The 13,383-nt window shown below is 71.1% G+C and carries 1 protein-coding gene (running past one end of the window); it reads right to left on the reverse strand.

Annotated features, from left to right (window positions below; genetic code table 11):
* A protein-coding gene (locus tag OHA19_RS43665; RefSeq protein WP_331754623.1) for a type I polyketide synthase crosses the window boundary here: on the reverse strand, positions 1-13,359 show its 5' end (the start). It extends 16,575 nt beyond the left edge of the window; the window shows 13,359 of its 29,934 coding nt (coding positions 1-13,359); the start codon lies at positions 13,357-13,359; its stop codon lies beyond the left edge, outside the window.
* Between the last annotated feature and the right edge of the window lie 24 nt (positions 13,360-13,383).

The raw sequence follows: 13,383 nt of genomic DNA on the forward strand, positions 1-13,383 counted from the left end.
GGTCAGGGACACACCGGAGCCCGCAGGGCTGATCCGGACCCGCAGGACCGTCGCCCCCACAGCGGAGACCGAGACCCCGCTCCACGCGAACGGCAGCCCCGCCGCACCGGACTCCGCGCCGGCGTCGATGCCACCCGGCAGGCCCAGGGCGTGGAGCGCGGCGTCGAGCAGCGCCGGGTGCACACCGAACCCGGTGGCATCCACCCCTTCGGGGAGAGCCACTTCGGCGTACACTTCGTCGCCCTTCCGCCAGGCGGCCCGAAGCCCCTGGAACACCGGGCCGTATCCGAGGCCCAGTTCCGCAAGGTCGTCGTACAGACCCGTCACCTCGACGGCGATCGCGTCGAGCGGCGGCCACTGCTCCAGCGCCTCACTCACGGCCACGGGTCCCGCGGACAGCGTTCCGACCGCGTGCTGTGTCCACTCCGCGTCGGCGTCCTCCGCCGGCCGCGAATGCACCGTCAACGCACGGCTTCCGTCACTTTCGACAGCACCCACGGCCACCTGCACGGCCACCGCGCCGTGTTCAGGGAGCACCAGCGGCGCCTGGAGCGTCAGATCACCCAATACCCCACAGCCGACGGCTTCTCCCACGTGGAGCGCCATGTCCACGAACGCAGTTCCCGGCAGCAGCACCGAGCCCATCACCACGTGATCGGCCAGCCACGCATGCGAGTCGACCGACAACCGACTCGTGAAGAGGAACTCGTCCCCCTGAGCCGGCACCACCTTCGCACCCAGCAACGGGTGCTCCCCCGCGCTCTGCCCCAGCGCTCGCGCATCACTCAACCCCACCGGCGACGACACCAGCCAGAACTGCTCATGCTGGAAGGCGTAGGTGGGCAGGTCCACGCGACGGGCACCGGTGCCGTCGAAGTACGCCTTCCAGTCAACTTCCTTGCCATGTACGTGGAGTTCGGCGAGGGCGGTGAGGAGTGCGTCGGGCTCGTCACGGTTCTTGCGAAGGGCGGGTACGAAGGCGAGCTCGCCGGAGTCAGAGGCAACGCAGTCCTGCGCCATGGCGGAGAGGACTCCGTCCGGGCCCAGCTCCAGGAACGCGGTCACGCCCTGGGCTTCCAGAGTGCGGATGCCGCCCAGGAAGCGGACGGCCTCACGGACATGGCGGACCCAGTACCCCGGGTTCTGAATCTCCTCGGCCGACAGGATCTCACCCGTCACGTCCGAGACGATCGAAAGCTGCGGGGCATTGAAGGTCAGGCTCTCCGCGACCGCACGGAAGTCGTCCAGCATCGCGTCCATACGCGGCGAGTGGAAGGCGTGGCTGACGCGCAGCCGCTTGGTCTTACGACCCTCGCCCTCGAAGTGCGCGGCGATCTCGAGAACCGCCGCCTCGTCGCCGGAAATCACCGTGGAGCGTGGTCCGTTGAGGGCGGCGATGGACACTCCCTCGACCAGCAGCGGCAGAACCTCATCCTCCGCCGCCTGGAGCGACACCATCGCCCCGTCCGCCGGGAGCGCCTGCATCAGACGACCCCGCGCCGCCACCAGCTCCGCCGCGTCTTCCAGCGACAGCACCCCGGCCACGTACGCGGCCGACAGCTCACCGATCGAGTGACCCAGCAGATAATCCGGCTTCACCCCCCACGACGTCACCAGCTCGAACAGCGCCACTTCCAGCGCGAACAGGCCGGCCTGCGTGAACTGCGTCCGGTCCAGCAGCTCACCACCCTCGAAGACCACCTCGCGCAGGGGCCGGTCCAGGTGACGGTCCAGCTCCGCGCACACCGCGTCGAACGCCTCGCTGAAGGCGGGATACGCCTCGTAAAGCTCCCGTCCCATACCGGCCCGCTGCGAACCCTGACCCGAGAACAGCACACCCGTCCTGCCAGAAGTCACCGAGCCTTCCACGGTCCGCTCACCGATCAGGACCGCACGGTGCTCCAGCACCGCACGCGACGTCACCAGCGAAAATCCGACATCGAGCGGCGACAGGCCGGGGTTCTCGGTGACGAACGACCTCAGCCGCTCCACCTGCGCCGCCAGCCCCGCCTCCGACTTCGCCGACACCACCCACGGCACCACCGGCAACACCACCGGAGCCACAACCACCGGCTCGGCCTCCGCCGGCGCCTGCTCCAGCAGCACATGCGCGTTCGTACCGCTCACACCGAACGACGAGACACCCGCACGACGCGCGTCCCCCGTCTCCGGCCACGCGACGGACTCGGTGAGCAGCTCAACAGCCCCTGCCGACCAGTCGACCTGGGGCGTCGGCTCGTCCACGTGCAGGGTCCGGGGCAGAACTCCCGCCCGCATCGCCATGACCATCTTGATGATCCCGGCGACACCTGCGGCGGCCTGAGTGTGACCAATGTTCGACTTCAGCGAACCGAGCCACAGGGGCCGGTCCTCCGGACGGTCCTGGCCGTACGTCGCGATCAGCGCCTGCGCCTCGATCGGGTCGCCCAGCGTCGTACCCGTACCGTGCGCCTCCACCGCGTCCACCTGCGACGACGACAGACCGGAGTCGGCCAGGGCCTGGCGGATGACACGCTGCTGGGACGGGCCGTTCGGAGCAGTCAGGCCGTTGGACGCACCGTCCTGGTTCACCGCGCTGCCGCGCACGACCGCCAGCACCTCGTGGCCCAGGCGGCGTGCGTCGGAGAGGCGCTCCACCAGGAGCATGCCGACGCCCTCGGACCAGCCCGTGCCGTCCGCGCCGGCCGCGAACGACTTGCAGCGGCCGTCGGAGGCGAGGCCGCCCTGGCGGGAGAACTCGATGAACGCGCCGGGGGTGGACATCACCGTCACACCACCGGCCAGCGCCATCGTGCACTCGCCCTTGCGCAGGGCCTGGACGGCCAGGTGGAGAGCGACCAGCGACGACGAGCACGCCGTGTCGATCGTCATCGTCGGTCCCTCAAGACCGAAGGTGTACGCCACTCGGCCGGACAGGACACTGCCCGACGTACCGATCCCGAGGAAGCCCTCGACGCCTTCCGGCACGGAGGCGACCTGTGAGGCGTAGTCGTGGTACATCATTCCGGCGAACACGCCGGTACGGCTGCCGCGCAGGGACGTCGGGTCGATACCGGCCCGCTCGACGGCCTCCCATGTCGCTTCGAGGAGGAGCCGCTGCTGCGGGTCCATCGCCAGCGCCTCGTTCGGCGAGATGCCGAAGAACGCCGGGTCGAACTTCCCCGCGTCGTAGAGGAATCCGCCCTCAGCCGTGTACGACGTGTCGCGGCTGTCCGGGTCGGGGTCGTACAGTCCGCTCACGTCCCAGCCACGGTCGGTCGGGAACGGCGCGATGCCGTCGCGGCCGTTCACCGCCAGCTGCCACAGGTCCTCCGGGCTGAGCACCCCGCCCGGGTAGCGGCAGCTCATGCCGACGATCGCGATGGGTTCGTCCGTCGCACCCAGCACCGCGGGGAGCCCGTGGTCCAGGTCGTCCTCGCGCGGCGCGACCTCGTCCAGGATGAACTCGGCCAGCGCTTCCGGCGTGGGGTAGTCGAATACGAGCGTCGCTGGCAGCCGCAGGCCGGTCTCGGCGTTGAGCCGGTTGCGCAGCTCCACCGCCGTGAGCGAGTCGAAGCCGAGCTCCTTGAACGCCTGCCCCGGCACAACGGCGTCTCGCGACGCGTGACCGAGCACGAGAGCGACCTCACCGCGCACGAGCTCCATGACCATGGCTGTACGGTCCGCCTCGCCGAGGCCACCAAGCCGGTCCGCGAGCACCGACTCGGCCGCGGCCGACTTCGCGGTACGGCGATTCGGGACGCGTACGAGGCCGCGCAGCAGCGGCGCCACACCATTGGACGCGGCACCCCGGCGGAGCACCGCGAGGTCGAGCCGGAGCGGAAGCACCGCTCCACAGCCCGTGAGCTCGGCGGCGTCGAAGAGAGCAAGGCCCTGCTCCGCCGTGAGTGCGGGGAGGCCGGCACGGGCCATGCGCTGCAGGTCGGCGTCGCCGAGCCGCCCCAGCATCCCGCCTTCGGCCCACGGACCCCAGGCCAGCGACTGACCCGCCAGACCCTCACCACGCCGCACCTCGGCCAACGCGTCCAGGAACGCGTTCGCCGCCGCATAGTTCGCCTGCCCAGCCGAACCCAGCGCCGCAGCCGCAGACGAGAACAGCACGAACAGCGACAGATCCAGACCACGCGTCAGCTCATGCAGATGCCACGCCGCGTCCACCTTCGGACGCAACACCGCACCCACCCGCTCCGGGGTGAGGGAGGACAGCACGCCATCGTCCAGGACACCGGCCGTGTGCACGACACCCACCAGCGGATGCCCGGCAGGTATGTCCCCCAGCACCGCCGCCAGAGCCTCACGGTCGGCCACATCACACGCGGCCACCCGCACCTCAGCACCCAGCTCCCCAAGCTCGGCGATCAGCTCCGAAGTCCCCGGAGCCCGCTCACCACGACGCGACACCAGAAGCAGATGACGCACACCCCGCTCCGTCACCAGATGCCGGGCCACCAGACCACCCAGAACGCCACTGGCACCGGTCACCAGGACCGTGCCCCCACCATCCAGATCACCCACCGGCCGCTCAGCCGCGGCAACCGCCCGGGACAGGCGCGGCACGAACACCTCACCGCCCCGCACCGCCACCTGCGGCTCACCCGAAGCCACAACGGCGGACAGCAGCGTTTGCGACGCCTCGTCCTCATCATCGAGGTCGACCAGGACGAAACGGTCCGGGTTCTCCGACTGCGCCGAACGCAGCAGACCCCACACCGCAGCCTGCACCGGATCCGGCACCTCGGACTCACCACAGGCAACCGCACCCCGCGTCACCACGACCAGCCGCCCCTGACCAGCCTCCTCATCCGCCAGCCAGCCCTGCGCCACCTCCAACGCCCGCACCGTCACCTCATGCGCCCGCGCGACCACGCCCTCCGCAGTACCCGCAGCAACGACGCTCAGGTCCTCGACCCGCACCCCAGACGCATCCACATCCACGTCCGCAGGCACAGACACCGCCGACCACTCCACCCGGAACAACGCATCCCGAGCCACATCACCACCACCCGCACCCCGCAACTGCTCAGCAGTCACCGGACGCAACGCCAACGACCCCACCGACGCCACATGCGCACCCGTGCCATCAGCCAGCAACAACGACACACCCGAACCCGAACGCACAATCCGCACCCGCAACACCCGAGCACCCACCGCCGAAAGCGACACCCCCGACCACACAAACGGCAGACCCGGCGAACCACCCTCGCTCGTCCCGCCGTCCCCGGACGTCAGTCCCATGGCGTGCAGCGCGGCGTCCAGCAGTGCGGGATGCACGCCGAACCCGTCGACGTCTCCGTCCTCGGGGAGGGCCACCTCCGCGAACACCTCGTCATCGCGCTTCCAGACGGACTGCAGCCCCTGGAACACCGGCCCGTACCCGTATCCCAGTCCGGCGAGGCCTTCGTAGAAGCCCTCGACGTCCACGGCCACCGCATCGCGTGGGGGCCACTCCTCAAGCCCCTCACCCACGGCCTCGGCCTCGGCCTCGACCGACAGGACACCCCGGGCATGACACACCCACTCGCCCTCGGCATCATCAGCCGGCCGCGAATGCACACTCACCGCACGACGACCGTCCGCACCCGCCGCCGCCACCGACAACTGAACCGACACCCCACCACGCTCAGGCAGCACCAACGGCGCCTCCAGCGTCAACTCCTCAAGACCCCCACAGTCAACCCTCTCCCCCGCGTACAACGCCAGATCCACAAACGCCGTACCCGGCAACAACACCGAACCCAGCACCACATGATCCGCAAGCCACGCATGCGACTGAAGGGAGAGGCGGCCCGTCAGCACGAGCCCGTCACCCTCGGCCAGCGATATCGCCGCGCCCAGGAGCGGGTGCTCCGTGGAGTGCTGACCGACACCGGTCATGTCGCCGAGAAGCGTCATCGGCGCCGCAGCCCAGTACCACTGTCGCTGGAAGGCGTACGTCGGCAGGTCGACACGGCGTGCACCGGTACCGGCGTAGTAGGCCGGCCAGTCGACGCCCGTGCCACGTACGTACAGTTCGGCCAACGCGGCAACCAGCGAACCCGGCTCCTCACGATCCTTCCGGAGCACAGGCACAAAGGTGATCTCGCCGGAATCGGAGGAGGCGCAGTCCTGCCCCATCGCGGACAGCACACCGTCCGGACCCAGCTCCAGGAACCTGGTCACACCCTCCGCTTCCAGCACCCGGACCCCGTCCAGGAAACGGACCGCCTCACGCACGTGACGCACCCAGTACTCAGGGTCCTGGAGCTCCTCGGCCGACAGGACCTCACCCGTCACGTCCGAGACGATCGACAGCTGCGGGGCATTGAAGGTCAGCCCCTGCGCAACTGTCCGGAAGTCGTCGAGCATCGTGTCCATACGCGGCGAGTGGAACGCATGGCTGACCCGCAGGCGCTTGGTCTTGCGCCCCTCGCCCTCGAAGTGCGCGGCGATCTCAAGAACCGCTTCCTCATCACCTGAAATCACCGTGGAGCGCGGGCCGTTGAGCGCCGCGATGGAAACACCCTCGACCAGCAGCGGCAGGACTTCGTCCTCCGCCGCCTGCACCGAGACCATCGCGCCTCCGGTCGGGAGCGCCTGCATCAGACGACCCCGGGCAGCAACCAGCTCCGCCGCGTCTTCCAGCGACAGCACCCCGGCGACATACGCGGCCGACAGCTCACCGATCGAGTGACCCAGCAGATAGTCGGGCCGCACGCCCCACGACGTCACCAGCTCGAACAGCGCCACTTCCAGCGCGAACAGGCCGGCCTGCGTGTACTGCGTCCGATCCAGCAGCTCACCACCCCCGAAGACCACCTCACGAAGAGGCGTCTCCAAGTGCCGGTCCAGCTCCGCACAAACCCCATCAAACACGTCCGCGAAGGCGGGATAGGTCTCATACAGCTCCCGGCCCATACCCGCCCGCTGCGAACCCTGACCCGAGAACAGCACACCCGTCCTGCCCGCCAAGGCCACACCCCGCACAGCCCGGTCCCCGACCAGCACCGCCCGATGACCCAGCACCGCACGCGACGTCACCAGCGAGAAACCCACATCCACCGGCGACAGCTCAGAACGCTCGGCAACGAACGACCTCAGCCGCTCCACCTGCCCCGCCAGCCCCGCCTCCGACTTCGCAGACACCACCCACGGCACCACCGGCAACACCACCGGAGCCACAGCCGGAGCCGCAACCGGAGCCACAGCCACCTCCGGCTCAGCCTCCACCGGAGCCTGCTCCAGCACCACATGCGCGTTCGTACCGCTGATACCGAACGACGAGACGCCCGCGCGACGCGGCGCCCCCGTCTCCGGCCACGCCACCGACTCCGTCAGCAGCTCGACGGCACCCGCCGACCAGTCGACGTGCGAGGACGGCTCGTCCACGTGGAGGGTCTGCGGCAGCACACCCTCCCGCATCGCCATGACCATCTTGATGATGCCGCCCACGCCGGCCGCCGCCGCGGCGTGGCCGATGTTGGACTTGATCGAGCCCAGCCACAGGGGGCGGCCGTCGGCCCGTTCCTGGCCGTAGGTCGCGATGAGCGCCTGGGCCTCGATCGGGTCGCCGAGACGGGTGCCCGTGCCGTGCGCCTCCACCGCGTCCACCTGCGACGCGGACAGGCCGGAGTTCGCCAGGGCCTGGCGGATCACACGCTGCTGGGACGGGCCGTTCGGAGCCGTCAGGCCGTTGGACGCACCGTCCTGGTTGATCGCGCTGCCCCGGACCACCGCGAGGACCTCGTGGCCCAGGCGCCGTGCGTCGGAGAGGCGCTCCACCAGGAGCACGCCCACGCCCTCGGCCCAGCCCGTGCCGTCCGCCGCCTCCGCGAAGGGCTTGCAGCGGCCGTCCGCCGCGAGGCCGCGCTGGCGGGAGAACTCCACGAACGCGGCCGGGGTCGCGAGGAGCGCGACGCCGCCCGCGAGCGCCATGCTGCACTCGCCCTGGCGCAGGGCCTGCGCGGCAAGGTGCAGGGCGACCAGGGACGACGAGCAGGCCGTGTCGATGGTCACGGCGGGGCCCTCAAGGCCCATCATGTACGCGATGCGGCCGGAGACCACGCTGGTCGCGGTGCCCGTGATGAGGTGGCCTTCGCCGCCCTCGGGGGTCTGGGCGGCGCCGGCGCCGTAGCCGGACGAGGAGGCTCCGGCGAAGACGCCGATCTGCTCGCCACGCACCGACGTCGGGTCGATGCCGGCGCGCTCGAAGACCTCCCAGGAGGCTTCGAGGAGGAGCCGCTGCTGCGGGTCCATCGCAAGGGCCTCACGCGGGGAGATCCCGAAGAAGCCGGCGTCGAAGTCGCCCGCCCCGTGCAGGAAGCCGCCTTGGAGGGTGTAGCTCGTGCCCGGGTTGGCCGGGTCGGGGTCGTAGATGCCTTCCAGGTCCCAGCCGCGGGCCGTGGGGAAGCCGGTGATGCCGTCGCCGCCTTCGGCGAGGAGCCGCCACAGGTCCTCGGGGCTCTCGACCTCGCCGGGGTAGCGGCAGCTCATGCCGACGATGGCGATCAGGTCGTCGTCCTCGGCGGGCGCGGTGTCGCCGGCCGGAGCGCGGGTGCCCGCGGCGGACGACTGGCGGGTGTCGGACGCGCCGTACCCGTCGCCGAGTTCGGAGGTGAGTTCGGCGTCGAGGAACCGGGCGAGGACGGCCGGCGTCGGGTGGTCGAAGACCATGGTGCTCGGGAGGCTCAGGCCCGTCTCGGCGGCGAGCCTGTTGCGCAGTTCGACCGCGGTGAGCGAGTCGAAGCCGAGCTCGCGGAACGCCCGGTCGGGCTCGACCCCGTCCATCGAGCCGTGCCCGAGTACGACTGCGGCCTGGCCCCTGACCAGCTCGGTCAGTGCTTCGGTGCGCTCGGTCGCGCCCAGGTGCCCGAGCCGTTCGCCCAGTGGGGACGTGCCATCGGCCGGGCCGCTCGTCCCGTCGGGTCCCGCAGGGGTCGTCAGCGCCTCTCGCGCCTCGGCGAGGTCGCCGATCAGCGGGCGGGGGCGGGCCGCGGCGAAGACCGGCACGAAGCGCGCCCAGTCCATGTCCGCGACCGTCACCAGGGTGTCGTCGCAGTCGAGTGCCCGCTGCAGCGCGGTGATCGCGGGGGCGGGCGCCATGGAGCGGATGCCCAGGCGCAGCAGCTGCTCGCCCTCCTCGCCGTCGGCCATGCCGCCGCCGGCCCAGGCGCCCCAGGCGACCGCGGTCGCCGGGACGCCGCGTGCCCTGCGGCGCTGGACGAGTCCGTCGAGGTAGGCGTTGGCGGCGGCGTAGCCACTCTGGCCACCGCTTCCCCAGACTCCGGCGACGGAGGAGAAGACGACGAAGGCGTCGAGGTCGTGGCCGTCGAGCAGTTCGTCCAGGTGGACGGCGCCGGAGACCTTGGCGGACAGCTCCGCGGCGAGTGTCTCCGTGGTGGCTTCGGACAGCAGCGTGGCCGTGCCGACGCCCGCGGCGTGCACGACGGTCCGCAGGGCGCTCTCCTCGCCGTCCGTGTCCGGCGTGGCGGTGGTCTGCTCGATCAGTGCGGCGACGGCTGCGCGGTCGGCGATGTCGCAGGCGACGACGGTCACCTGGGTGCCGAACTCCTGGAGTTCCTCGACGAGTTCGGCGACTCCGGGTGCGTCGGGGCCCCGGCGGCTGGTGAGGATCAGGTGCTCCGCACCGCCCTTGGCCAGCCAGCGGGCCACGTGGCTGCCGAGCGCGCCGGTGCCGCCGGTGATGAGTGCGGTGCCGCGGGGCGTCCACGTCGAGCCGTCGGTGTTCTCCCCTCGGGGGGCGCGGACGAGTCGGCGTACGAAGGTTCCGGAGGAGCGCACCGCGGCCTGGTCCTCGCCGCCGTCGGCCAGGACCGCGCACAGCCGGGCGGCCGCACGCTCGTCGAGCGTGGCCGGCAGGTCGACGAGTCCGCCCCAGCGGTGGGCGCACTCCAGGCCGACGACCCGGCCGAGTCCCCACAGCGCGGCCTGGGCGGCGCTGGTCAGCGGGTCGGAGCGGCCGACGGAGACGGCTCCGCGGGTACCGAGCCAGAGCGGCGCGTCGATCTCCGCGTCGCCGAGAGCCTGTACCAGTGCCAGCGTGCCGGCCATGCCGGCCGCTACGACGGAATGGGTGGGGTGCGGCTCCTCGTCCAGGGCCAGGAGGGAGAGCACGCCGGCCGGCTGCCCGGAGTCCCGAAGGACCTGGGCGAGTTCGTGCGCGATTGCCGCGCGGTCGGTGGCGGCGGCGTCGATCTCCAGCGGCAGCACCGTGGCGCCGTGCGCGGCGAGGGCGTCGACCGTGCTGCGCACCAGGCCGTCAGTGCTGCACACCGAGGGGTTGTCGCCGTCGCCGCGAGGGACGGCGACAATCCAGTTGCCCGCCAGCGCGTTGCCCGACTGCGCGTTGGCCGCCAGCGCGTTGACCGACGGCTGTCCGGCGGGGCCGGCCGTGACAGGCTTCCAGCTGATGCCGTAACGCCACTCGTCGGCCGTGGAGTTGTCGCGGCTCTGCCGTCGCCAGGCGGCGAGCGCCGGGAGCGCGTCGGCCAGCGGGGCGGAGTCGTCGGGGCGTACCGCGTCGACGAGCGACTGCAGGTCCTCGCGTTCGACGGCGTCCCAGAACCGGGCCTCTTCGGGAGTGTTGCCGCCCTCGCCGCCCACGACAGGCTGGTCCTCGGGGACGTGCGGCCAGTACCGCTGCCTTTGGAAGGCGTAGGTGGGCAGGTCGACGCGGCGGGCGCCGGTGCCCGAGAAGTACGCCGCCCAGTCGACCGCCTTGCCACGCACGTGCAGTTCGGCGAGCGCGGCGGCGGACGTGCGCGCCTCGTCGCGTCCCTTGCGGAGCGCGGGGACGAAGAGGGTGTCCTCGGTGCCGGATCCGGACGTGACGCAGTCCTGGGCCATGGCGGAGAGCACTCCGTCGGGGCCCAGTTCCAGGAAGGCGTTCACACCCTGGGTCTGCAGGGTGCGGATGCCGTCCAGGAAGCGGACGGCGCCACGGACGTGGCGCACCCAGTACTCCGCCGTACGGATCTCCCGTGCGGGGATCACCACGCCGGTGACGTTGGAGACGATGGCGATCTCGGGCGCGTTGTAGGTGAGGCTCTCCGCGACGGCACGGAAGTCGTCGAGCATGGCGTCCATGCGCGGGGAGTGGAAGGCGTGGCTGACCCGCAGCCGCTTGGTCTTGCGGCCCTCGCCCTCGAAGTGCGCGGCGATTTCGAGAACCGCCGCCTCGTCACCGGAAATCACCGTGGAGCGCGGACCGTTGAGCGCCGCGATGGAAACACCCTCGACCAGCAGCGGCAGGACTTCGTCCTCCGCTGCCTGCAACGAGACCATCGCGCCACCCGCCGGGAGCGCCTGCATCAGACGGCCCCGAGCCGCCACCAGCTCCGCCGCGTCCTCCAGGGACAGCACCCCGGCGACATACGCGGCCGACAGCTCACCGATCGAGTGACCCAGCAGATAGTCCGGCTTCACGCCCCACGACGTCACCAGCTCGAACAGCGCCACTTCCAGCGCGAACAGGCCAGCCTGCGTGTACTGCGTCTGATCCAGCAGTTCGCCAGCCTCGAAGACGACCTCGCGGAGAGGTGTCTCCAGGTGACGGTCCAGCTCCGCACAGACCGCGTCGAACGCATCCGCGAAGGCGGGATACGCCTCGTACAGCTCCCGTCCCATTCCGACCCGCTGCGAACCCTGACCCGAGAACAGCATCGCCAGGCGTCCGGGTGCCGCCACTCCGCGCACCACTGCCGGGCCGTTGCCGAGATCGCTCAACTCACGTACGCCGTCCACGAGTCCGGAACGACCGTCGGCGAGGATCACCGCGCGGTGTTCCAGGGCGGCACGTCCGGTGGCGAGCGAGTAACCGACGTCCAGGGCGCCGGATTCGTGTGCGGTGACGTTGTCCAGGTGGGCGAGGAGTTCGCTCGCCTGTGCCTTGAGCGCCTCGCCGGTCGCGCCCGAGACCAGCCAGGGGACGATCGGCAGGGTCCGGTTCTGCCCGGACCCGTCGGCATCGGGTCCGTCCTCGCGCGCGGGCGCCTGCTCGACGATGACGTGCGCGTTCGTGCCGCTCACGCCGAAGGAGGAGATGCCCGCGCGGCGCGGCTGCCCGGTCTCCGGCCACTCCACCGCCTGGGTCAGCAGCTCGACGGACCCGGCCGACCAGTCCACGTGCGGCGTCGGCTCGTCGACGTGGAGGGTGCGGGGCAGGGCCGCGTGCCGCAGCGCCATCACCATCTTGATCACACCGGCGACGCCCGAGGCAGCCTGCGCGTGACCGAAGTTGGACTTCATCGAGCCGAGGAACAGCGGCCTGCCCTCCGGCCTGTCCTGACCGTACGTCTCCACGAGGGCCTGGGCCTCGATGGGGTCACCGAGGACGGTGCCGGTGCCGTGGGCCTCCACGGCGTCGATCTGCGCGGGCGAGAGGCCGGCGTTGGCCAGCGCGGCCCGGATGACCCGCCGCTGCGAGGGGCCGTTCGGCGCGGTCAGGCCGTTGCTCGCCCCGTCCTGGTTCACGGCCGAGCCGCGGATCACCGCGTAGATCTCGCGTCCGTTGCGGAGGGCGTCGGAGAGCCGCTCCACCACCAGGACACCCACGCCCTCGGCCCAGCCGGTGCCGTCGGCGGCGGCCGCGAAGGACTTGCAGCGGCCGTCCGCCGCGAGGCCGCCCTGCTGGCTGAACTCCGCGTAAGCGCCTGGGTTGTTCATCACGGTCACACCGGCGGCCAGCGCGAGGGAGCACTCGCGCTGGCGCAGTGCCTGCACCGCCTGGTGGAGGGCCACCAGCGACGACGAGCACGCCGTGTCGATCGTCACGGCCGGGCCCTCCAGGCCCAGGGAGTAGGAGACGCGTCCGGAGACGACGCTTCCCGCGGTGCCGGTGACGTAGTAGCCCGCGACGTTCTCGTTCGACTGCCGCAGGCTCGTCTCGTACCCGGACGACTGGGCTCCGACGAAGACACCGGTCGCACTGCCGCGCAGCGACGAGGGGTCGACTCCTGCCCGCTCCAGGGCCTTCCAGGACTCCTCCAGGAGCACGCGCTGCTGCGGGTCCATCGCCAGCGCCTCGCGCGGCGAGATCCCGAAGAAGCCCGCGTCGAAGTCCGTGACCCCGTCGACGAAGCCGCCCTCGAAGGTGACCGCGTTGGCGTGGGCCTCCTCGTAGAGCCGCTCCAGGTCCCAGCCGCGGTCGGTCGGGAACCCGTTGACCGCGTCGGTCCCGGACGCGACCAGGTTCCACAGGTCCTCGGGGCTCGTCACCCCGCCCGGGTAGCGGCAGCTCATCCCGGTGATCGCGATCGGTTCCCGCGCCGCATCGGTGAGCTGGGTGTTCTCCCGCCGCAACCGGTCGACCTCTTTGAGCGACGCGCGCAGCGCTTCGAGAACCTTGTCAGCCGAACTAGCCATCATGCACTCCACACTTCACGCGTC

It is taken from the genome of Streptomyces sp. NBC_00012 (assembly GCF_045040875.1).
In the GTDB taxonomy this organism is placed as follows: domain Bacteria; phylum Actinomycetota; class Actinomycetes; order Streptomycetales; family Streptomycetaceae; genus Streptomyces.